The sequence below is a fragment of the Salinibacter sp. genome (assembly GCF_042218895.1).
In the GTDB taxonomy this organism is placed as follows: domain Bacteria; phylum Bacteroidota; class Rhodothermia; order Rhodothermales; family Salinibacteraceae; genus Salinibacter.
The window spans coordinates 1-22,656 of record NZ_JBDGQQ010000013.1; the positions used below are offsets into that span (position 1 = coordinate 1).

A 22,656-nucleotide genomic window follows, 5' to 3' on the forward strand; every position below is an offset into this window, starting at 1 on the left:
GGGACGTCACGATTCCGGAGACTTCCGTCGAGCCGGCAACGGTGACGGCGTGAGTTGAAAGTTAGAAGATTGGAAGGTTGAAGGTGAGAAGGTTGAAGGTGGGAAGGTTGAAGATGGAAAATCAGAAGATTGAACCGCGGTGCGGGGACCTTTGACTTTCTGCACCAACGGCGACCGCTGCGACGAACGCGGTGACACAATACGAAATACGCAATACGGAATACGTAATACCCAGATGCCCAAGCGCACCGACATCGACACCATTCTTCTCATCGGGTCCGGCCCCATCGTGATCGGGCAGGCCTGCGAGTTCGACTACAGCGGGAGCCAGTCGGCCCGGGCCCTCATGGACGAGGGCTACCGCGTGATCCTGGTCAACTCGAACCCGGCCACCATCATGACCGACCCGCTGATGGCCGACGAGGTGTACCTCCGACCGCTTACGCCCTCCTCGATCGCGCAGATTGCCCGCGAGGAAGCGCCCGACGTGGTGCTCCCCACGATGGGCGGGCAGACGGGCCTCAACGTGGCGCAGGACCTGAAGGAGGATGGCTTCTGGGACGAGGAGGGCATCGAGATCATTGGGGTGGACCCCGACACCGTCCAGATTACGGAGGACCGCCAGGAGTTTCGGGACCTGATGGACGAGATCGGGCTCGATCAATCTCGCAGCGACACCGCCAAGAGCCTGCTGGAGGCGAAGGAGATCACGCAGGAGCTCGGCGGCCTGCCGGTCGTGATCCGGCCGTCCTACACGCTCGGCGGCTCGGGGGGCGGCATCGTGTGGGACGCCGAGGACTTCGAGAAGATGGTGACGCGCGGCCTGGAGCTCTCCCCGGCCCACCAGGTCCTCATCGACGAGTGCCTCTTCGGGTGGAAGGAGTACGAGCTGGAGCTGCTCCGCGACCCGAACGACAACGTCATCATCATCGCCTCCATCGAGAACGTGACGCCGATGGGCGTGCACACCGGCGACTCGGTGACCGTCGCCCCGCAGCAGACGCTGACGGACAAGCAGTTCCAGAAGATGCGGGACGCGGCGATTCGGGCGATGAACTCGATCGGCACCTTTGCGGGGGGCTGCAACATTCAGTTTGCCTTCGAGCCGGGGACCGACCGCATGATCGTGATCGAGATCAACCCGCGGGTGAGCCGCTCCTCGGCCCTCGCCTCGAAGGCCACCGGCTACCCCATCGCCAAGGTCGCCTCGAAGCTGGCGGTGGGCTATATGCTCGACGAGCTGCCCAACGAAATCACCGGCGACACGAGCGCCTGCTTCGAGCCCTCGCTCGACTACGTGGTCACCAAGATCCCGCGCTTCAACTTCGACAAGTTCGAGGGGGTCGATGAGGAGCTGACCACGCAAATGAAGGCCGTCGGCGAGGTGATGTCCATCGGCCGCACGTTCAACGAGAGCCTGCAAAAGGCGTGGCAGAGCCTGGAGATCGGCTACGCGGGGCTGGGCGCCGACCGGCCGGACGCCGACCGGGAGACCGTGCGCGAGCGGTTGAAGACACCGCACTGGGACAACCTCCTGCACGTCCGTCACGCGTTCCGCTACGGGGCGAGCGTGGAAGAGGTGCACGACATCACACAGATCGACAAGTGGTTCCTCTACCAGATCCAGGACCTCGTGGCCCTGGAGGAGGCCGTGCGGGAGACGCCGCTTCGCGAGATGGACGACCGCTTCCTCTGGGAAGCCAAGCGCGAGGGCTTCTCCGACGAGCAGATCGCCTACCTCGTCCCCGAGGACGTGTCCGACGAGGAGGTGCGGGCCCACCGCAAAGAGCAGGATGTCACCCCGGCCTACCAGCTCGTGGACACCTGCGCCGGGGAGTTTCCCGCGGAGACGCCCTACTACTACTCCAGCTACGAGACGGTCAACGAGAGCCCGGTCACCGGCCGCGACAAGGTGCTCATCCTCGGCTCCGGCCCCAACCGGATCGGGCAGGGCATCGAGTTCGACTACTGCTGCGTCCACGGCGTAAAGGCGGTGCAGGAGATGGGCTACGAGGCCCTCATGCTCAACTGCAACCCCGAGACGGTGTCCACCGACTTCGACGTGGCGGACAAGCTCTACTTCGAGCCCGTCTTCTGGGAGCGGGTCAAAGACGTGGTCGACCTGGAGCAGCCGGAGGGCGTCATCCTGCAGCTCGGCGGACAGACGGCCATCAAGCTCGGCGAGCGGTTCGAGGAGCACGACATTCCGATTTTCGGCACCCCGTTCGAGGTGATGGACTTCGTCGAGGACCGGGGCAAGTTTACGGAGGTGCTGCGCAAGCTGGAGATTCCGTTTCCGCCCTACGGCGTGGCCCACTCGGTGGAGGAGGCCGTCGAGACCACCGATCGGCTCGGGTATCCCGCGCTCGTCCGCCCCAGCTACGTGCTCGGGGGTGAGGGCATGCGCATCGCCATCAACCGCGAGGAGGTGGCCGAGTACGTCCAGAACGTGCTGGACACCTACCCCGACAACGAAATTCTGCTTGACCGCTTCCTCGAAGACGCCGTCGAGCTCGACGTTGACATCATCTGCGACGGGGAGGAGGTGTGGATCGCGGGCATGATGCAGCACATCGAGCCGGCGGGCGTCCACTCCGGCGATTCGACCGCCGTCCTGCCGCCCTTCAGCCTGTCGGAGGCGGTGAAGGACACGATCCGCCAGTACGTGCGCGACTTGGCGTTCGAGCTGGACGTGCTCGGGCTCATGAACGTGCAGCTCATCGTGAAGGACGAGACCGTCTACGTCATCGAGGCCAACCCGCGCGCCTCCCGCACCGTGCCCTTCATCGCCAAGGCCGCGGACATCCCCATTCCCGCCATCGCCACGAAGGTGATGCTCGGGGAGAGCCTCAAGACCTTCCGCGAGCGGGGCGCCCTGGAGTCGAGCCTGGACGACTACGCGATCAAGGAGCCGGTCTTTTCGTGGGACAAGTTCCCGGAGGTGCCGAAGGAACTGGGGCCGGAGATGAAGTCGACCGGCGAGGCGATCGCCTTCGTCGACTCCCTCTCCGACGAGCACTTTGAGCAGCCCTACGAGATGAAAGACCTGTACCTGTCGCGGTAGAGCACCCTGAACCCTCGGAGGCCCGTCCGCAGCGGAGCCACATTGGGCGTAGTCGAAATGCTGCCTTCACGGGGCCTCCTCCAGCGAGCGGACGACCGAAAGGATCTCCTGCTCCCCCGTCAAATCCTGGAGGCCCTCCCACGCGGAGCGGCTGGATGTTTCCGGCGCTTCGACGGCCACGGTCGGTACCCCGGTCACACCCACGGGCATGAGAGAGGAAGAAGAAAGGGACAGGAGCGTGTCAACGGCAACGTTCGAGTCGCGCAGGATCTGCCGCTGCGCTCGGGGAGAGTCAGCAGCATCGATGACCGCAGCTAGGGCCACGGGAGCGCCGGCCCGCTGCATCGAGTCGACCACGCGGCCCAGGCGGGCGTAGAAGTCCATGCTCCGCGTGCAGAACTGACAGGTGGGGGACACGAACAGGAAAATTCTGCGCTCCGAGGGTCTCCACGTTGAGAGTGCCTCGGAGGAGTCGACGTAAACCGTGGGGGCGGCGGCGCTCGATGCCTCCGGCTCTCCCGACCGCCAGTACGCCCAGGATGCGAGCACGGCTACGGCGATCAGGGCAGCGTGGGCGGCCAGCTCCGCGTATTGAGGGGGACGGTCCATCGTGTATACCTCATTGCTCGGGGTGGTGTACGCGGTAGAGGGCCACTGTTGTATCCCGCGCTATGGCTAGCACGCGTCCGTGCGCATGCATGGCTCTGTCTCCGCGACGGAGGTCGTATGGAAACCGGATCGAGTGCTCGTAGCTCATGTCGTTTGCATCGTAGAGATCAAACGCGATACTGTCGACATCCGGTGTGGGCTTCCGGACCGTGAGCATTCCGTTGTGGAGGGTCGCATCCCGGTTCATGTGAGTGGTCGGGGCGAAGGTGCGTCCATTATCCGTTGTTTGCACTTTCGGCCGCGGATCCCCGTAATCGGGGGTCGGATACGCGGTGCCGGTGGTGTCACTCGGGGAGAACGTCATAACGACGGGGAAATTGAGGGGAACGTAGACAACCTGATTTTGAAGTGCGTGGAGAGTGCCTTCGAATGCAAAGGAATGCAGGTCGCGCATCGTAATTTGTGAGACTGAGAGCTGGCGGCCCGACGACCAGATGGTCATAAAGGGAGATGTTCTACTTCCGGTCAGGGCGTATTTCCTGGAGCCGGCTGCCCACACGAAATTTTTAAGGGGAAGTGACTTATACTTGTTGCTCCGGACGAACTCCCCAGTCTTTTGGCGAAAAAAAGAAGCTTTCCGTTGTCTCCGATCCACGAGGTAAACAAGTGAATCCGGCGTGCGCCCCGAGTCGTAGATGCGGCTCACCTGCCCGGGGCCCTGTCCTTTCCCTCGTCCATACGTGGCGATATATCTCCCGTCTGGAGTGAATGTCTTGAGCGTAGTGTCACCGAAGTCAAAAATGTGGATCGTGCCGTCGTCTAAAATTCTTCTTAGAATCGGGCTGAAGAGCGTATACTCTTCTCCACTCGAAAGTGTGGCAATCTTCTCGACAGTTGGCTCGACCCATGTTCGCTCGATTGAGGGGCTGCCCTGGATGTCGGCGGTCAGGCCGTAGGGATTAGGGGTATTATCAGAAGGGGAACAAGATATTACAATGAACGAGACAAAAGTAAATAATGACAATGTTTTAGCTCTCATATCCGTAATATATGATTAGGAATACATCACAGGATGAATAGGCGAAGGGACGACGGAAAACTTCCAGGCTACCTAATCCTGACGCGCGGCTTGTCTTCATTTGGGAGTGTAAACAATAGAGCCCCGTCCTCTCGGACGGGGCCATGTTTGGTCATTATCCCCCTATGGATATCTCCGGTATTCCTGTGCATGTTTTTGTATACGTCTCCTCTTCGGTGCACGGTAGGTCGTTCGTAAGGCAACATTCTACTTTGGTGCAAGTGCCATCCTTTTTTACCTGGCATATTTCAGAGCAGCTTCGGGCACACGTAATCACGTTGGCACCTGCAGTACTGGTCGGGCTTGCTACTATGGCCATTCCGAACATCGTAAGACAGCCGATAAGCGTGACGGCGAACCGCCTGATTCGGGTTGAGAGCATGGCAATAGGATAGATGCGTTAAAGAAATTGCGTGATTTTGTTCGCTTGCTATTATACGTGCTGAAGAGAATGCATGCATCTCATCTTTGCTCACAAAATTCCTCTCATTCTTCCTCTCGCTCCCGGAACGCTGTCGGCGTACATCCTTCGCGCCGCTTGAACGTCGTGCAGAAGCCGCTGGAGCTCTCATACCCCACCGCAAATGCAATCCAAGTGCCGGATAGGGACGTACGACGGAGGAAGCGCTTGGCGAGTCGAAGGCGATGCTGAATAATCCACTCCTTGATTCTCTGTCCGGTGAAGTACCGAAACCGGCTGTAAATATTGTGATTTCGGATTCCAAGATTGTCAGTCACCTCCTGGGCCTCCAGCCCCATCTCGAAGAGGCGCTCCCGACACGTGCAATAGACGGCCCGCACGTCGGGCGGCCAGTCCGGGTCCGGGTCGCGCACCTTGTCGCGGTAGGCCGACCGCTCGGCGTCGATGATCTCGGGGGGGGCGGCCTTGCGTTTCGTGGTTGGACATGGTGGAAGACCGTCGGTGAGGAGATCTATCGTCAAACCGTTTTTGGCCAACCGCCGCCGGCGACTCACCTCCTGCGAGGAGCAATGCAGCATGCCTTCTCAATTTGCGAACAGCGAAGTCCGTCAATTTTATATTAAGCCACATACTGCGAAGAAAGACTTCTCGAATTTTTTAACATTAAATTCCATAAAATGGAAACCGAGATAAAGTCGACCGGCGAGGCGATCGCGTTCGTCGATTCCCTCTCCGACGAGCACTTTGAGCAGCCGTACGAGATGAAGGACCTGTACCTGTCGCGGTAGCCTCGGGACGAGGGATGGACCGGTCTTCGAGTGCCGGGCGTATTAGGAATTGCGTACGAATGCCCACGCGATGTCCAAAGAACCATGAGCCCGGACGCGAAACAGACTCTGATCGAGAAAATCGAGGGATTGTCCTCCGAACAGCGCAAGCGGGTGGAGGGGTACGTCGATGCACTCTCAGAATCGACGGATTCCGATTTAGGGAGTGAGAGAAAAAAGTCTGCTGTTCAGACTTCTCCCGAAGAAAGCGGAGAAGAAGAGTATCTCGATCTCAGCTTTCGCGGTGCGTTGAAGCATCTGCGGGATCAGTACACGTCCGTTGAGCTCCAGCACAAGATTCAGGAGGAATGGAGGAAGCAAGCCACCAATTCCTAATCGACACCAGCATCTGGTTGGAGCTCCTTCTCGATCAGGAATGGGCTGATGAAGCGGAGACGATGTTAGAGGCAACCCCACTGGCACGACTCCGACTCACTGAGTTCTCCCCCTACTCGATTGGGCTGAGTCTCACACGTCAAGGGCAGGGGGATGACTTTCTGTCCTTTTTGCGGCGAAACTTTACGAGGCGGTCACTGAGACGAATTCGCTTGAGTGGGAAAGAACTGTTGCGCCTGCCCGAGGCGATGAACGAGTATCGCCTCGACTTCGACGACGCCAACCAGTACGTGGCGGCGGCCTCGCGGGAGTTGAAGCTCGTCAGCTTCGACACCGACTTCGACCGCACCGACCTTGATCGCTGGGAGCCGCGGGATGTCCTCGACGCTCGGCGCTGACAGAGGAATGAATGGGGAGGCAATCTCCGGACGATGTTCATGATGGAGGACTGAACTTCTCTGTGCCCCGGAGGTACAGCGGAACGTTACTGGGGAACGGGCGGCGGTTCCCCTCTCCCGAGTCCTCCCTGCTCCACTTTGGCCTCCGCTCGTGATTGCACGCGAAGGATACACGGTGATCGCCGTCGTGGCGGGCCTCGCCCTGGCGCTGGTCCTGGGGGCACTCCAGGTCGACGCGTGGCTCTGGCGAGGACCGATGCTCGCGCTCGCGGTCGGGGGCCTCGCGTTCACGCTCTTCTTCTTCCGGGACCCGGAGCGGACCCCGCCCCCGGACGCCCGGGAGAACGGCCTCTTGGCCCCGGCCGACGGGCGCGTGGTGGAGATCGTCGAAGAAGAGGAGCCCCTCTACCTGAACGGCCCAGCGCGGCGCATCTCCATCTTCCTCTCCCCGCTCGACGTGCACGTGAACCGCGTGCTGGCCCGCGGCGTCATCGAATACGCCAAGTACCGCCCTGGCGACTACCTCGTAGCCTGGCACCCCAAGGCCAGTGAGAAGAATGAGCGGTCCGAGTTTGGCCTGCGGCACCCCAGCGGGACGAAAATCATGTTCAAGCAAATTGCAGGGGCGGTGGCGCGTCGCATCGAGTACGACCTCAAAGAAGGAGACACGGTGACGGCCGGTCAGCGCTTCGGCATTGTCAAGTTTGGCTCGCGGATGGACGTGCTCGTGCCCCCGTCCATCGAGCTCGACGTAGAGGAGGGGCAGACCGTTCGGGCCGGCACGACGGTGCTCGGTCGCGTGCCCGAGGCCGAGGGAACGGTCATGACCGACGCCGATGCACAAGCAGCCAGCGGTTCTTCCGAGAGGCTCACCTCTTCTCCGCACTCCTCTGGTTCTTAATCGGACTTCTCTGCGGCCGATGATCGATGTCTTTGGGTCAAAGCGTTCGGGCGGCTCCCCGACGACGGAGGGGCCTCCATCTCGTCCAAAACGCATCCGACGTCGCCTCAGTGCTTATCGGACGGCCCGACGCGAGCAGCGAAGCGAGCGGCCTCCGCCCCGCGTGGCAGTGCCGTCCTTTTTTACGCTCATGAACATGCTGTGTGGATTTCTCGCGCTAACCCAGGTGCTCGAGTCGGCGTACGTGATGGCCTGCTGGCTAATCGTCGTGGCCGGCTTCTTCGACCTGCTCGACGGCATCATGGCCCGGCTCACGGACACCGACAGCCCCTTCGGCGTGCAGCTCGACTCGCTGAGCGACATTGTGTCGTTCGGCATCGCGCCCTCGTTTGTCATCTACGGCTACGCGCTGAGCGCTTTCGGGCCGCTCGGCATGATCGTCGCGGCGCTTCCGGCCCTCTGCGGCGGCGTCCGCCTCGCCCGATACAATCTCACCGCCAGCACGTCGGACAAGGAGGGATTTGAAGGACTTCCCATTCCGGGGCAGGCCATCGCAATAGTGGCCCTCATCTTAACCGCCGAAAACTCAACCTGGGGCCAAGTCCTGGCGCTTGAGAGCCTTCACGTGATCCTGCCGGTCGTCATCGTCCTGGCGGGGCTCATGGTGTCGAGCATTCGGTTTGGGGCCATCCCGACCCCGACTCTTCAGTACGTACGGGCCCACCCGAGAAAGACAACAGTCTACCTGCTGGCGGGTGTGCTCATCGTGGGCCTCCGGGAGTTTGGCCTCCTGATTGTGTTGGCCGTCTACCTTTTGCACGGAATCGGTCAGGCCCTCTACCAGCTCGGGGAGGCCCTTACCACCCCGGCTCCCAAGATACAGTCGGATCCTTCCTGACGCCCGCGCCGACGCCACTGAACTTATCGGTGGCCTCTTCGTCTCAACTTTGCTCCCGTCCGCACATGTACAAGGCCACGATCTCGATTACCCTCCGCCCCTCGATCCTTGATCCCGAGGGCAAAACGGTACAACAGGCACTCACCAACCTCGGATACGAGCAAGTGAGACAGGTGCGGATGGGCACGCAGGCCGAGGTATGGATTGAGGCTGAAGACGAAGAGGAGGCCCGCCGGATCGCTGCGGACGCCTGCGAAGAACTCCTGGCGAATCCCGTCACCGAGGACTTCGAGATTCACCTTGCACCGGTTTCTTCCGACGACATTCAGGAAATGCCCACCGAGTAGCGGTCCCGCTTCCCCGCGCGTCGCTACTCCGGAACAGGGGCGCTCTCTCCGCCGAGACACTCATTCGAACCGCTCTGATCTCGTGATGAGCACACACAATCTCCCCTACGCTTTTGGTGCTCCTGCTGAACCGGATGTAAAGCCAGCCCCTCCGGAGGTCGAAGAGCTTGAGGAGGAAGACGTAGGCGGGGATACCGACGACCCCTGGTTCGTCATCCTGTTCAACGATGAGGTGCACACCTTCGAGGAAGTCATCGGGCAGCTGATGAAGGCTACCGGGTGCAGCCGCGGGGAGGCCGAGGACCTCGCCTGGACGGTCCACAACGAAGGCAAGGCCGACGTTTATGAGGGCACCTTCGAGGAATGCTTCGAGGTGCAGAGCGTGCTCAAGGAAATTCAGTTGGTCACGGAGATTCAGGGATAGGGCAAGGGACGCTCAAGTCGGTTCTCCTGTGTGCCCGAACGACTCCACACGGAGACGGAATCAGATTTGACTCCTCCTCGGCCGGGGGGGGACCGGCCAGAGGGGTTCCCGACCGTTCGATAGGGAAATCAGATCAGTAGAACGTGTACCGCAGCTTGACGATGAAAGTGTTGCGGGGAAGGTCCTCGAACGCGTCCGTCAGGCGCCCCGAGATGGATCGACGATAGGGAGAGGCCTGCTGATGCCGGAAGAACGGATCGTCACGGTTGAGTCGCCGGTCCTGCGACCAGACCACGAAGAGCTCCGACCCCGGTCGAAATTCCCAGCGGAGCACCGCGTTGGTCAGAAAGCTGCTCGTGGCAAAGTCGTGTCGCTTCGGGTAGGCCGAAAACGAGGCGAAGGTGTTCGGCGAGGTCAAGATTCGGAAGTCTTGGTAGCGCCCCCGAGCCGCGAAGAGTTGCCCGAAGAATTCGAATGACAGGTTTCGGGTCAGCGCGAGGTTGGAGCGAAGGGTGAAGTTGAGGCGTTCGGTGTCGCGGGCACCGTAGACGGGCACGTGATACCCGTCGTCGAAATCATCGGCCGTCGGGACGTCCGGGAGGATGGCGTTGAGCCGATCGTGGCCGGTCTCTAGCGTGGTGAACGCGTCCGCATCGGGACTGGGAGCGATGGCCCAGCGGCCGCCCGACCGGCGGATGAAGGCCTCGTTCGCGGCCCACTCGACGGCATCCCGTTCGATCTCATAGGACACCTCACCCGATAGTTTCAGTCGGCTGCCTACGTTCCATTCCGAATTCAGGCTCGTCGTCCAGGTCATGCCCCCGTCGGACCGAAGCTTCGCGCCCACCTCGGCTTCGAGGGTCCAACTACGCCGCGTGTCGGTCCCGTAGGAGATCTCGGTCTGAGCCGTGCGGGGCCGTGCCCGGGGCCAGAGACCGCGGGTTTCGAACAGATCGAAGCCGCCGAACAACTTGTCGCCGTCTAGCTGCAAGGAAAGAGACCGGAAACCGTCGGTTAACATCTCGAAGCGCGAGAAGAAGCCGAGCCCTCGGCTTAAACGGTTCCGGTACGACCAGCTCTGCTCGACGAACACAAACCCCTCGGCACTCTGGAAGGGGCCGAACGGCTGTCCCCCATTGAACTGGTGATTGAGAAAGCCGCTCACGCGGAAGAAATTGTTTCTCTGGAGTCGGCCCACGTCGTTTGGGTTAAAGTCGTCGTCCCGCAGCTGAAAACCAGCGTCGTACGTCCAGTTTCCCTGGATGCGACCGATTTCCGTGCTCAGAGCCAGGCCTGTGTTCGGAGTGGCGTCGGGGGCCGTCGTGCGCCGATGGGTGGCGCTGAGGTGCCCCTGTACCTGATACGTGTTTTCGTTGAAACGAAGGTCCCAATCAACTCCCCCGGAGAAGGCGCGCCGTCGATACTCGGACGTAGGCCCGTCAAACGCCGTCAGCATGGCGCCCATCGAGGAGAAACTGCCGATGTCCTGACGAAGGCGGCCGACGACGTAGCTTCGGTTTGGGGAGAAGTCGTGGCCGGTGGTGGCTCCCATGACTCCATACGTGAGTTCGCTCCGGGAACGCCCAGTGAGCTTCAGGGCGCCGATGACCGGCGCGGTGCCCCCAATTCGACGGGTGTAGAGAAGGTTTGCCTCCCGACCGAGACGAAAGTCGAACACGTCGGTCCCCTGCACAAAGAACGGGCGCCTCTCCGGGAAGAAGGTTTCGAAGGCCGACAGGTTCAGCACGGCTGGATCCGCTTCCACCTGTCCAAAGTCCGGATTGAGGGTTGCGTTCAGCGTCGTGTTGGAGCTGAGCCCCACCTCGATGTTGGCGCCGGCGTCGTACGTAGAGGAGGCCGTCATCGTACCGGGCGCCCCCGGGTCCTCCCGAGTGCGCACGCGTCCCACAGTGTACGGGGCAACCCGTATGGTGCGCTCCGAATCCAGATTGCGGAGGTTAGTTAGGGTTCCGTACTGCGCTACGAGACTGCTCCGCCGCTCGGACGAAGGCACAAGGGGCCATTCGGCCACTTCGCTGTTTCGTGGAATCCGGCGCCGAAACTGGATGCCCCAGGTCTGGCGGTTGGCCTGTGAGAAGCGAAGCTCCGAGTACGGAATCCGGAGCTCGACCGTCCATCCGTCGTTTGTGATCCGCACCTCGGAGCGCCAGAGGGCGTCCCAGGAGGTGTCGAGAGGGCCCCCGCGGCCTCCTCCCCCTCCCTGGATGATTCCGTCGCGCTGAACGCCCGCTGCGTTGACCGCAAAGGTGCGGGCCGTTTTCTGATCGAAGTAGGAGTCGAGCGACACCTCAAACCAGTCGGCCTGGTTGCGCTGGTCGCGGCGAGCCAGGCGGGCCCGGATGCGATCCGGGTTGTCGTCGTACAGGGTGGCGCCGACATAGAGAGCGTCGTCCCCGTAGAGCACACGAACGACCGTCCGCTGCGACGCCGGTGCTCCCTCTCGGGGCTCCAGCTGGCGAAAGCCGGTAGCGGTCGGGGCGTTCTCCCAGCCCGACTCCCGGAGCATTCCGTCCACCGTGACCGTGGACGAAACCGGCTGCGCCGTTAAGGCGCATCGGTCGGGGGAGGAACCGCTGCCACTCGAGTCACAGGGAGCGACAACGGTTGTAAGGGAAAGCAAAGTGACGAGTACGCCAAACATGCGGGGTGCAGCAACTGGGAGCGATTCAGAAATGGAGGAGCGTCAATCCCTCTCGCACGGGTCCGAATGCCCACTTTCGAGAAAAGATTTGCTACGGGAGGTGAACTGTGTGTAGCCGCGATTCGCATTCCTCGTGTCTTCAGTCTACGTTCAGCCGCGCGCAGACCGATTTCGGAATTCCAGAATCGGGGCCGACCACTGCAGCAGACGTTCAGTTCGGCATCGGGTCCAATGTCCGGTCAGCAGATTGGGCGACGAAAATGAGCATGGCCTTACTTTTGATGGTCAACAAACTCCGGCGTCTCTTCGGGGATCGTCCAGAGATAAAGAACGTCTCCGTTCACTTCCATGGTCGAATCGGGCTCCCATGCGTCCATGTCAAAGCTGTGGGAGACGATGCGGGTCCCTGGATCAAGCTGCTCGAAGAGCATGGGCCGAAGCTTTATGTTCACTTCTGGAAAGAGATACATCGTCACGACCGTTGCGTCGCTGAAGTCGGCCTTAAAAATGTCCTGCTGTCGAAATTCCACCTTGTCGCTGACGCCGGAGAGCTTGGCATTCTTGCGAGCCCGCTGCACCAAGTCGGGCTTGATTTCGATGCCCACACCGTAGGCTCCGTACTTCTTGGCGGCCATGATGGGAACCCGACCATCCCCACTGCCGAGGTCGTAGACCGTGTCGCGTTTCGATACGTCGGCGAGCTCCAGCATGCCTTTTACGGTCTTGCGTGGGGTGACCACGAACGGCACGTCCGAGTCAACACTCGTGTCTGTAGAGGTGGTAGCCGAGGAAGGCTCCTGAATCGTCACCTCTGAAGAGTCCACCGTCGAAGTGTCTGGGTTCTGGGCACAGCCCAGGTGGGATAATATCCCTACGACCAGAAAGATGAGCGCAAAGATGGATCTGAGTGCAGCGGAGGAGAGACTTGCGGCATGCATGAGCGGGGATTTGCTTGCGAACGGGGGACAGGACGATCTGATAGCAGCTCCCAAGGAGTCCGCGTTTCACAGACCGGACTCGTGTGCGCCAGGACTGGTGTGCGTGAGGAGGACCTAAAGCGGCACTGGCGAGATGGTTCACTCTGCGGAGGCTACGGGGAGCCCCTGCTCCATGGCCGATGTTGTCGGGACGTCGAGGGGGAACCGACTCGAAATGCCCACTCGCGGTATTCCGAGGTAGGCCGTCCCACTGGGCCGTCATGCCTTTCGTGGTTGGAGCGTCGAGTCGGGGAGCCAGGACCAGTCCGGCAGCTTCGCGCGGAGAGAGCGGGCCGCGAGTTCGAGGCTCACGTAGGCGGCGGGGATGAGGACGAGCGTGATGAGGGTCGAGGCGAGGAGGCCGCCAATGACGACGCGGGCGAGGGCCGCCTGAATCTCGGCGCCGGCGCCCAGGCCGATGGCGAGGGGCACGAGGCCCAGCACCGTGGTGAGGGTCGTCATGAGAATCGGGCGCAGCCGCAGTCGTCCCGCCTCTGCGACCGCTGGGAGGAGGTCCATTTCGTGCTCCCGCCGCATGAGGTTGATGTAGTCGACGAGCACGATCGCGTTGTTCACCACGATCCCGATCAGCATCACCAAGCCCATCACGCTCTGGATGTTCACGGTGGTTCCTGTGAAGACGAGGGTGGGGAGGACGCCGATCAGGACGAGCGGCACGCTGAACATGACGACGAGCGGGTCGAGGAAGCGCTCAAACTGGCCCGCCATGACCATGTAGATGAGCACCAGCGCCATGATGATGGCAATGACGAAGTCGCGCTGCGCCTTTTTCTGCTCGCGGTACTGTCCGCCGAAGACGACCGAGAAGTCCTCCGGCAGGGACAGCTCCGAGAGTTCCGTGCGGGCCCGGTCCACGACCTCCCCGAGTACCGCGTCGCTTGTGAGGGTCGCCGAGATATAGGTCACTCGCCGCCCATTGATGCGCTGAATTTCGGTGGGGCCCCGTCCGCGGTTCGTGCGCACCAGGGTGGAGAGCGGGACGGACTGGCCGCCGGGCGTTTGAATCGAGACGTTGTCCAAGTCCTGCACCGAGAGACGGTCCTCCGGGCGCAGCCGCACGACGATTGGGAATTGCTCGCCCCCCGAGCGGTACGACGCGGCCCGGCTCCCGCCCAGGTTCGTCTGCACGGCCTGCGCCACCTCCTGCACCGAGAGGCCGAGCGACGAAATCTTCCCGCGCAGGAACCGGATGTTCTGCTCCGGCCGCCCTTCCCGCCGCTCCGAGCGGACACTGGCCACGCCCTCCACGGTCTCCAGCCGGCTTCGGATGCGCCCGGCAATCTTGCGGGCCTGCTCCAAATCGTAGCCCCGCAGTTGCACCTGCAGGGCCTCATTGCCGCTGCCGGTGCTAAAGATGCGCCGTAGGACCCAGAGGCCCGACTGTGCGCTCACCCGAATGTCGGCGCCGGGGACCTTCCCCAGCACGTTCGACCGAATGCTGTCGGCCAGGGCAAATGTGTTGATCGAGCGCTCCGAGGCCGACGCCAGCCGAATCTCCACCTCAGCGCCCCACGGCTGGACCTGCTTGGCAAAATTCTTGACGTCCTTGTCCGGAAGCTCCGCCTTCACGCGCTGCTCCAGCTCCTCCAGGTACTCCATGACCACTGCAATGTTGGTCCCCTGCGCCATTTCGAGATCGACATCGATCTGATTCGCGTCCGTCTGCGGGGCAAGCTCGATCGAGACCATCGGCCAAAGCGCCAGCGCCCCCACCAGGAGCACCGCCGTGGCGCTGAATACGAGCCAGCGGTACTGCAGGGCGCGCTCGATAAGCGACGAATAGCGGTTCTCCAGGCGAGTGAACGCCCGCTGGAACCACGACTTCGACGCGTCCACGTCGGTGCCCTCGTCCGCGTCGATGGTCATGAAGCGGCTGGCCATCATGGGCACCAGCGTGAGGGCCACCAGCAGCGAGCAGACCAGCGCGAAGACGACGACCAGCGCGAGCGACTGGAAGAGGGCCGCCGTGGTGGTGCGGGCAAAGGCCAGGGGGAGGAAGATGACCGACGTGGTAAGCGTGGAGGCGACGATGGCGCCCGCCACCTCCCGCGTGCCGATCGACGCCGCCTTCTTGAGTGATAACCCATTCTCCTCCCGTTGGCGGACAATATTCTCTAGGACGACAATGGCGTTGTCCACGATGAGGCCCACCCCCAGCGCCAGCCCGCCGAACGTCATCTGGTTCAGCGTCAGGTCGTTGAAGAAGAGGAGCCCGAAGGTGGCGATGATGGAGATCGGAATCGACAGCGCGATGATAAACGTCGTCGACCCGTTTCGCAGGAAGAGGTAGAGCACCAGAATGGCCAGCAGCGAGCCCCAAATGGCCGAGTTCTGGACGTTGTTGATCGACTTGCGGATGAACTCGCTCTGGTCACTGACGACGGTCAGCCGAACGTCCGAGCGCGTCTCGTTGACCCGTTTCACCTCCTGGCGGATGCGCTCCGCGACCGACACCGTGTTGGCCCCGCTCTGCTTCTGGATCTGAAGCTGGACCACGGGGACCCCGTTCAGTTCGGCCACGCGCTGCAGGTCCTCGTGGCCGTCCACCACGTTTGCCACGTCCTGCACCTGGATGGGATCGCCCCCGGCGGTCGTGATAACCGTCTGCCGGATCTGCTCGAGCGATTTGTACTCCCCCTGCGTGCGGACGTATAGGTCCTTCAGGCCCTCCTTCACGTTGCCGCCGGGCAGGGCCACGTTCGACTGCGCGATGGCCTGTTGCACCTGCGCGGCGGATAGGTCGTAGGCCTTCAGCCGATCCCGTTCAATGTTCACACGGATCTGGCGGTAGATGCCGCCCCGGATGTTAAGCGTCCCCACGCCGGGGATCTGCTCGAACCGCCGACTGAGGTCCCGCTCCAGGAGCCGCGTGAGTGATTCCAGGCTGCGCTTCGACTCCACAGCGATGGAGACGATCTCCTGGCTGTTGGGATCAAATTTCCAGATGCCAGGCGGCTCGGCCTCCACCGGCAGGTCGTCGCGGATGCGGTCGAGGGCGGCGCGCACGTCGTTGGCGGCGGCGTTCAGATTGGTGCCCTGCGCGAACTCAAGATTGACGCGGCTCTCTCCTTCCTCGGAGCTGGAGGTGATCCGCTCGACGTTGGGAACCCCAGAGACCGCATTGGCAACAGGGTCGGTGATGATTTTCTCGACCTCCTCCGGCCCCACGTTCGGGTAGTTGGTGTAGACCGTGACGCGGGGATACTCGATCTCGGGCAGGAGGTCGACCGGCAGGTAGTAGAAGCTCACCGAGCCCACGACGATGACGGCCAGGAACATCATCGCGGTCGCCACGGGTCGGCGGATGGAGGTGTCGTAGAGGGCCATCGGGCTGGAGGGAATGCGGAAAGAGCGGAGAGAGGAGAGGGTTATCGGGGCGTCGCGTCTGAGAGGGACGAGCCGCCGAGGGTGTCGGGGGAGGTCGTCGGCTGCTGTGCGGTGGACGACTGCGTCGTGTCCGTTGCACTCGTGTCCGGTGACTCTCCAAACCGCTGCTCGGCCATGCGCTGCTGGCGCTTCATGATGCGGCGGAGCAGATCGGTGTCCTGCAGGCGCTGGAGTGTCAGGAGGCGCGACCAGGGGAGGGGGCGCACGCGGGCATCGACGCGCTCGTCGGCGCTCGTGCTTAGCAGGTTCTGGCCGACCGTTACCACCCACGCCCCGGGCTCGATGCCGCGCACCCCGGCGAGCTGCTGGCCCTCCGCCACGATCTCTACGTCACGGAAGCGGGTGGGCGTCGGCGGGGTAAGCGGCGGCGGGTCCTCGGGGTTGTAGTCGTCAGGCGTCTCGACGGGAATTTCGGTGCCGAGCGTGGGGGCCACAAAAATGCCGCGGGCGCCGGACGAGGGATCCTCGTAGATGGCGCTGAGGGGAACGAGCGTGGCCTTCTGACTCTCGGCGTACGCCACGTCTACCTGCACGAACATGCCGGCTTTGAACAGCCCGCCCGGGTTGGGAATCTCAATTTCGGCCTCGGCACTGTAGCTCTCGTTGTTGATGAAGGGGGAAAGGCGCGTCACCTCCGCCGTCACGACGGTATCTCTCACGGAGGGGATCGAGACCCGGGCGGTCTGGCCCGGCTCTACGCGCCCGAGCATGCGGTCCGTAACGCCGACCTCTACGCGCACCGAATCGAGGTTCCCCATCGTGTAGAGCTGCGTGTTGGGCCCCACGCGCTGGCCCACCTGCACGTTGCGGTTGCCCACCTGTCCGCTGATGGGGGCGCGAATCACCGTGCGGCGCAGGTCGGTCTGCCGCTCATCGAGCGTGGCTTTCGCTTGCGCCACTTGCCCCTTGGCCTGCGCCACCTGTGCCTCCGCTTGGGCGACCTGGGCCTTCAGCGATTCGAGCTGCTGTTGGCTCTCAAAGTTCTGCTTAGCGAGGCGCTGGGTCCGCTTGAGCTGGGCGCGCAGTTCTCTCAAGTTGGCACGGGCACTTTTGACGTCCGCTTGTGCAATCTGGAGGGACGCTTCCGCCTGCCGCACGCGCTCCCGGTACACGTCATCGCGCAGCCGGACGAGCGGCTCGCCCTTCTGCACGTAATCCCCGTTCTGCGCCAGAACCGCTTCCACCGGTGCATCGATTTCAGGGGTAATGACGACCTGATTGAACGCCTCAACCGTGCCGCTCATCTGCTCCTGCAGCGGCAACGAGCCATAGCGCGCCTGCACCGCCTCCACGGCGGGCGTGGACTGCTCACCGCCTCTGCGCCCCCCTCGCTGCCCCCCGTCCTCCGACGATGAGCCGCAACCGGTGAGCAAGAGAAGAGCAGGAAGGCAGATCGTAAGAAGCCGCGTCATGGGAGACGTGCAGGTGAACGAGAAGGAGATGGACTTAGTCGAACGGCAGCACGCGATTCCTGTGTCCGCCGTCGTAGGGTTTGCCAGCATTTTTGCGGTTGGGGGAAGTGAACAGGGACGGCTCGGCACAGGGCCTTTGCCCACCGGAATTCGGGCCCGGAGTTTCCGGGTCGCGCATCAGTTGCACGCGCGACGGGTCCAGGCGCACAATGCTGTCACAAAGCGTACCGGATCGTTGCGGGCTGCGTCGCCGTGGAAGGTTTACTTCTCTGTGACCACTGCCCTGATTCTGCCGTGAGTGACACGTACCGCACCCTTGCGACCTCCGCCCGGGCCGAGCGCACGGTCGATGGGTCCCGCTTTCTCGTCGACGCGAAGCCGGCCGGAAGCCGTGCGGCGGTCCAAGCCCAGATCGAGACGATCCGCGAGCGCGAGCCGAGCGCTACGCACCACTGCTCGGCGTACCGGCTGGGGCAGGATGGGGACGACTTCCGCTACGATGACGATGGGGAGCCGAGCGGCACGGCTGGGCAGCCCATCCTCCGCCAGATCGACGCGCGGGAGCTCACCAATACGCTCGTGGTGGTGACCCGCTACTTCGGCGGCACCGAGCTGGGCACCGGGGGGCTCGCCCGGGCCTACGGCGATGCGGCCGCGATGGCTCTGGACCGGGCCTCTATCGTGGAGCGGGTCGTTCGCATTCCTGTCCGCCTCCGATTCGACTATGACGATACCTCGCCCGCCCAGCGTGTCCTCCAACAGTTCGATACGGAAGTGCAGGACAGCGAGTACACGGACGTCACGACGCTCACGGTGGGCGTGCGGCAGTCAGAGGTGGATGCGTTCGTTGACGCCTTTACGAATGCCCTCTCCGATCGCGGAGATGTGTTGAGGGTCGGGCGTTAAGCGTTGGGCGTTGAGCGTTCGGCAGGTGCTTTCATTCATTTCCCCACACGTCCACACTCCCACACTCACTTGAACTGCTCCATCGCGGCGACGGCAAGCTCGTCGGCCATGATGTTGAGTTCGTCGTCGGCGTGCCCTTTCACCCATACCCAGTCCACGTCGTGACGCGCCGCCTCGTCGAGCAGCGCCTTCCAGAGGCCCTGGTTCTTCACGTCGTTGTTCGAGGAGGTTTGCCAGTCGTTGTCCTGCCAGCTCTCGAGCCATCCCTCGTTGAACGCCTTGGAGAGATACTCGCTGTCGGTGTGGAGGGCCACCTGAGCGGGCGCCTCCAGTGCCTGGAGCGCCTCCAGCGCGGCCCTGAGCTCCATGCGGTTGTTCGTGGTGTGTGGCTCGCCGCCGGTGAGCTCCTCGTAGGCCTCGGGATTGTCTTCGGGGATGATGAGGGCCGCCCAGCCGCCCGGCCCGGGGTTGCCGCTGCAGGCGCCGTCGGTGTAGATGGTCACGTCTGTCACGGAAGAGGTAGAAATGATACGGAGGACGAGAGCGAAACGTACGCGGCCTGAGCAAGCAGTTCCCACGTGCCGCAAGGAATCCCCCATGAAAACCTTGTGGCCGTACAGGCCGTATGGAAGCTCACATCTTGTGTCCTTCAGCAACTTTCTGGTCCGTCCGTAGGATCCCAGTCCTCGCATGAAGTTTCTCGACGAAGCAGACCTCAAGGTACGCAGTGGCGACGGGGGAAAAGGAATTGTCGCCTGGCGCAAGGAAAAATTTGTACCGAAAGGAGGACCCTCGGGGGGCGACGGGGGCGACGGAGGGTCGGTTTATGTAGAGGCCGATGAGAACCTCTACACCCTCATGGACCTCAGCCATAGCAAGCACGTCTACGCCGAGGACGGGGAACCGGGCGGTCGCCGCGAGCAGACGGGAGCCACGGGGGAGGACGTCACCATTCGGGTGCCGCCAGGAACCGTGGTGAAAGACAGGCACACCGGCGAGACAATCGGGGAAGTTGTCGAGTCGGGGCAGCGAATCACGGTGGCCGAGGGCGGAGCGGGGGGGCGAGGCAACGCCTTCTTCAAGTCGAGCACTAATCAGGCGCCCCGCCACGCTGAGCCCGGGGAGGAGGGGGAGGAGCGCGAACTCACGTTCGAGCTCAAGCTGATGGCCGATGTCGGGCTGGTCGGGTTCCCAAACGCGGGCAAAAGCACCCTCGTCTCCTCCGTGTCGGCCGCGGAGCCCGAGACGGCCGACTATCCCTTCACGACGCTCACGCCCCAGCTTGGAATGGTGTACGTGAGCGAGTTCGAGACCTTCGTGATGGCGGACATCCCCGGCATCATTGAAGAGGCCCACACGGGCAAGGGGCTCGGACTGCAGTTCCTCCGGCACATCGAACGCACCTCGGTCTTACTCTTCGTCATTCCCATCACGTCTTCGGCCCTGGGAGAAGAATACGAACAGCTCATCCACGAACTGGAGTCCTACGAGGCCGATCTGCTCGACAAGCCCCGGGTCATCGCCCTGTCGAAAGTCGATGTCCTGGCCCCCGACGAACGAACCCTGCTTCCGGACGTGGTGGCCGATGAGTTTCCGGACGACGTTCCTATACTTCCGATCAGCGCGGTGGCCGACATCGGCCTCGATCAGTTGAAGTACACGCTCTACGAGACGGTCGAATCCACCCGGTCCGCGGAGGCAATCGAGGCATGAGGCTTCCCCTGCAGGACGACGAGTCGTCGGAGGAGGACCCCGCCCGCGAGAAGCGCGCCCTCATCGGGCTTTCGCTCGTCTCGGGCGTGGGGGCCCAGCGAATGCGGGCGCTCTTGGCGACGTTCGACACCCCGAGCAGCGTCTTCCAGGCGTCCCGTTCGGCGCTTACCCGGGTCGACGGCATCGGGCCGCAGACCGCCGAGGCCATCCTCACCTTCGACGATCGGGCGGCGGTGGAGCGGGAGATGGAACGGGCCGAAAAACTGGACGCGACCCTCCTCTCTCCCTGGGACGAACGCTTCCCCGACCGCCTCCGCGAGATCTACGACCCCCCCGCCTTCCTGTGGATGCGCGGGACCCTCCGGCCGACCGAGGGGCCCATGATTACGATCGTGGGCACGCGCCGCTGCACCGACTACGGTCGCACGCAGGCCCACCACTTTGCCGCTGAGCTTACCCGCCGCGGCTTCACGATCGTGAGCGGCCTAGCCTACGGCGTCGATGCGGCTGCCCATCGGGGCGCGCTGGACGCCGGGGGCCGCACGCTCGCTGTTCTCGGGTCGGGCGTGGGGCGCATCTATCCGCAGAAGCACACGGGCCTCGCCGAGCGCATCACCGAGCAGGGCGCGGTCCTGTCCGAGTATGGCCTCGACGCCGACCCGGACGCATCGAATTTTCCGGAGCGGAACCGCATCCTGAGCGGATTGTCCCTCGGCACACTCGTCGTCGAATCGTATTCCGAAGGCGGAGCGCTCATTACGGCTCGTCTCTCGCTGGAGCAGAACCGGGAGGTGTTTGCCGTGCCGGGCGCCGTCACGAAAGCCCCAAGCCGGGGCACAAACCGCCTCATCCAGCGGGGACACGCCAAGCTGGTGCTGGAGGTGGAGGATCTGCTGGAAGAGCTCCCGGACGTGACGGTGGAGGATCCCGACACGGTGGAGGCAGAGACCGTGTCGGCCGAGCAGGGGCCCGACCCTACCGAGGCGCTGTCGGGCGAGGAAGAGAAGCTCTACGAGGCCCTGACGGAGACCCCTGTTCATATCGACGCACTCTGCGAGGAAACAGGGTTGGACCCCTCCACGGCCCTTCCAATTCTGCTCAAACTGGAGTTCAAGGGGCTCGTCCATCAGATGGCGGGCAAGCAATTCTACCGCGCCTGAGGGACGCTTCGCCGGTGTGATCGGTCACAGCAACGCGTTCGCATGACGATTCTCCTTCCGGGGGCCGCACTCTTTTTTATCGTGGGTACGGCACTGCCCCTGCTGAGCTACGACTACTGGATGGTGCGCCTCTTCGACTTTCCGCGCGTCCAGATGACGATCGGCATCACGGCAACGCTCGGAACCTATGCGTGGATGGGCACCACCTTCCCAATCGAATATGCCCTGATGGGCCTTCTGGGCCTCTGTTTGATCTATCAAGTCGACCGGATTCTCCTGTACACTCCACTGGCCCCCATCCAGGTCCAGCAGGTCGAGGACCAAGACGAGGACGAGCAGTTGTCCGTACTCGTCGCCAACGTCGAAGTCGACAACCGGGACGCCGATTCGCTGCACGCCCTCATCGAGGACACAGAGCCGGATCTCATCCTCGTGCTGGAAACGGACGAGTGGTGGGCCGAGCAACTACGACCGCTTGCGGATACGTACCCGCACACCGTAGAGTGCCCGCAGGAGAACTCCTACGGCATGATGCTGTTCTCCCGGCGGCCACTGGTCGACACCAACATCCGGTATATGGTGGAGGACGACATCCCCTCCATCCACGCGAAGGTAGAGCTCCCGTCGGGCCGACGGACGTACCTGCATGGCATGCACCCGCGCCCGCCGCATCCCACCCACGATCCGGATACAACCGAGCGCGACGCCGAACTGCTCCTTTTGGCTCGTGAAATCCGAGATCGAGCGGCCCCGACCATCGTCGTGGGCGACCTCAACGACGTGTCGTGGTCGTACACGACGCGACTCCTTCAAAAGATAAGCGGTCTTCTCGACCCCCGCATCGGCCGAGGCGTGTACAACACCTTCCATGCTCGGTACCCGCTCCTCCGCTACCCGCTAGACCACGCCTTCCACTCGGAGCACTTCAAGCTCGTTCAGCTCAGCGTGCTCCCGTACATCGGATCGGACCACTTTCCGGTCCTGATCGAGCTCCAGTACGACCCCGGGGCGCCCGACGACCACGTGGAACCCCAGGCCGAGGAGTGGGAAGAACAGCAGGCGAAACATGAACTCAATAAACTGGAGGCGAAGCGAACGACAGAATGACGTTGTCC

The 22,656-nt window shown here is 62.8% G+C and carries 18 protein-coding genes; 10 read left to right on the forward strand and 8 right to left on the reverse strand.

What is annotated here, in order from left to right:
* Positions 1-235: 235 nt before the first annotated feature.
* Positions 236-3,064 carry a carbamoyl-phosphate synthase large subunit gene (gene carB, locus ABEL04_RS01510; RefSeq protein ID WP_375800606.1) on the forward strand — a complete coding sequence of 943 codons (2,829 nt, stop codon included), beginning with the start codon at positions 236-238 and terminating at the stop codon, positions 3,062-3,064.
* 66 nt (positions 3,065-3,130) lie between these two features.
* Here the strand turns inward: carB and ABEL04_RS01515 are convergent, their stop codons facing one another.
* From ABEL04_RS01515 to ABEL04_RS01525, 3 genes are all read right to left on the reverse strand, one after another.
* Positions 3,131-3,673 (reverse strand): hypothetical protein, encoded by a 543-nt coding sequence (locus ABEL04_RS01515; RefSeq protein ID WP_375800607.1) that lies wholly within the window; start codon positions 3,671-3,673, stop codon positions 3,131-3,133.
* A gap of 10 nt (positions 3,674-3,683) precedes the next feature.
* Positions 3,684-4,175 (reverse strand): hypothetical protein, encoded by a 492-nt coding sequence (locus tag ABEL04_RS01520; RefSeq protein WP_375800608.1) that lies wholly within the window; start codon positions 4,173-4,175, stop codon positions 3,684-3,686.
* A 1,062-nt stretch (positions 4,176-5,237) separates the two neighbouring features.
* On the reverse strand, positions 5,238-5,750 hold the full coding sequence (locus ABEL04_RS01525; protein WP_375800609.1) for a helix-turn-helix transcriptional regulator: 513 nt from the start codon (positions 5,748-5,750) through the stop codon (positions 5,238-5,240).
* Positions 5,751-6,307: 557 nt separating this feature from the next.
* Here ABEL04_RS01525 and ABEL04_RS01530 point away from each other — a divergent pair.
* The 5 genes from ABEL04_RS01530 (at position 6,308) to ABEL04_RS01550 (ending at position 9,303) form a co-directional block, all read left to right on the forward strand.
* Entirely contained in the window at positions 6,308-6,733 is a 426-nt protein-coding gene (locus ABEL04_RS01530) for a PIN domain-containing protein (RefSeq protein ID WP_375800610.1), read from the forward strand.
* A 151-nt stretch (positions 6,734-6,884) separates the two neighbouring features.
* Positions 6,885-7,634: a phosphatidylserine decarboxylase family protein gene (locus ABEL04_RS01535; RefSeq protein WP_375800611.1), complete on the forward strand. Its 750-nt coding sequence runs from the start codon at positions 6,885-6,887 to the stop codon at positions 7,632-7,634.
* A gap of 19 nt (positions 7,635-7,653) precedes the next feature.
* On the forward strand, positions 7,654-8,532 hold the full coding sequence (gene pssA / locus ABEL04_RS01540) for a CDP-diacylglycerol--serine O-phosphatidyltransferase (RefSeq protein ID WP_375800612.1): 879 nt from the start codon (positions 7,654-7,656) through the stop codon (positions 8,530-8,532).
* Between the two features lie 65 nt (positions 8,533-8,597).
* The gene (gene purS / locus ABEL04_RS01545) at positions 8,598-8,879 is read left to right on the forward strand and encodes a phosphoribosylformylglycinamidine synthase subunit PurS (RefSeq protein ID WP_375800613.1); all 282 of its coding nucleotides are present in this window, start codon (positions 8,598-8,600) and stop codon (positions 8,877-8,879) included.
* Positions 8,880-8,964: 85 nt separating this feature from the next.
* Positions 8,965-9,303 carry an ATP-dependent Clp protease adaptor ClpS gene (locus ABEL04_RS01550; RefSeq protein ID WP_375800614.1) on the forward strand — a complete coding sequence of 113 codons (339 nt, stop codon included), beginning with the start codon at positions 8,965-8,967 and terminating at the stop codon, positions 9,301-9,303.
* A gap of 133 nt (positions 9,304-9,436) precedes the next feature.
* Here ABEL04_RS01550 and ABEL04_RS01555 read toward each other — a convergent pair whose 3' ends face one another.
* From ABEL04_RS01555 to ABEL04_RS01570, 4 genes are all read right to left on the reverse strand, one after another.
* Complete coding sequence (locus tag ABEL04_RS01555) at positions 9,437-11,965, reverse strand: DUF5916 domain-containing protein (RefSeq protein WP_375800615.1); 2,529 nt, start codon at positions 11,963-11,965, stop codon at positions 9,437-9,439.
* A 272-nt stretch (positions 11,966-12,237) separates the two neighbouring features.
* Positions 12,238-12,903 carry an SAM-dependent methyltransferase gene (locus tag ABEL04_RS01560; RefSeq protein ID WP_375800616.1) on the reverse strand — a complete coding sequence of 222 codons (666 nt, stop codon included), beginning with the start codon at positions 12,901-12,903 and terminating at the stop codon, positions 12,238-12,240.
* Positions 12,904-13,161: 258 nt separating this feature from the next.
* On the reverse strand, positions 13,162-16,290 hold the full coding sequence (locus ABEL04_RS01565) for an efflux RND transporter permease subunit (RefSeq protein WP_375800617.1): 3,129 nt from the start codon (positions 16,288-16,290) through the stop codon (positions 13,162-13,164).
* Between the two features lie 41 nt (positions 16,291-16,331).
* On the reverse strand, positions 16,332-17,762 hold the full coding sequence (locus ABEL04_RS01570; RefSeq protein WP_375800618.1) for an efflux RND transporter periplasmic adaptor subunit: 1,431 nt from the start codon (positions 17,760-17,762) through the stop codon (positions 16,332-16,334).
* A gap of 294 nt (positions 17,763-18,056) precedes the next feature.
* On the opposite strand from ABEL04_RS01570, the gene ABEL04_RS01575 reads away from it, so the two are divergent.
* Positions 18,057-18,668 (forward strand): IMPACT family protein, encoded by a 612-nt coding sequence (locus tag ABEL04_RS01575; RefSeq protein ID WP_375800619.1) that lies wholly within the window; start codon positions 18,057-18,059, stop codon positions 18,666-18,668.
* Positions 18,669-18,733: 65 nt separating this feature from the next.
* Here ABEL04_RS01575 and rnhA read toward each other — a convergent pair whose 3' ends face one another.
* Positions 18,734-19,180 carry a ribonuclease HI gene (gene rnhA, locus ABEL04_RS01580; RefSeq protein WP_375800620.1) on the reverse strand — a complete coding sequence of 149 codons (447 nt, stop codon included), beginning with the start codon at positions 19,178-19,180 and terminating at the stop codon, positions 18,734-18,736.
* A 178-nt stretch (positions 19,181-19,358) separates the two neighbouring features.
* Between rnhA and obgE the strand changes: the two genes are divergently transcribed.
* Genes obgE through ABEL04_RS01595 form a run of 3 tightly spaced genes read left to right on the forward strand, consistent with a single transcriptional unit; the run spans position 19,359 to position 22,648 of the window.
* Positions 19,359-20,381 carry a GTPase ObgE gene (gene obgE, locus ABEL04_RS01585; RefSeq protein WP_375800621.1) on the forward strand — a complete coding sequence of 341 codons (1,023 nt, stop codon included), beginning with the start codon at positions 19,359-19,361 and terminating at the stop codon, positions 20,379-20,381.
* Positions 20,378-21,541 (forward strand): DNA-processing protein DprA, encoded by a 1,164-nt coding sequence (gene dprA, locus ABEL04_RS01590; protein WP_375800622.1) that lies wholly within the window; start codon positions 20,378-20,380, stop codon positions 21,539-21,541. The genes obgE and dprA overlap by 4 nt, the downstream gene beginning before the upstream one ends.
* A gap of 42 nt (positions 21,542-21,583) precedes the next feature.
* The gene (locus tag ABEL04_RS01595) at positions 21,584-22,648 is read left to right on the forward strand and encodes an endonuclease/exonuclease/phosphatase family protein (RefSeq protein WP_375800623.1); all 1,065 of its coding nucleotides are present in this window, start codon (positions 21,584-21,586) and stop codon (positions 22,646-22,648) included.
* The last annotated feature ends 8 nt before the right edge of the window (positions 22,649-22,656 follow it).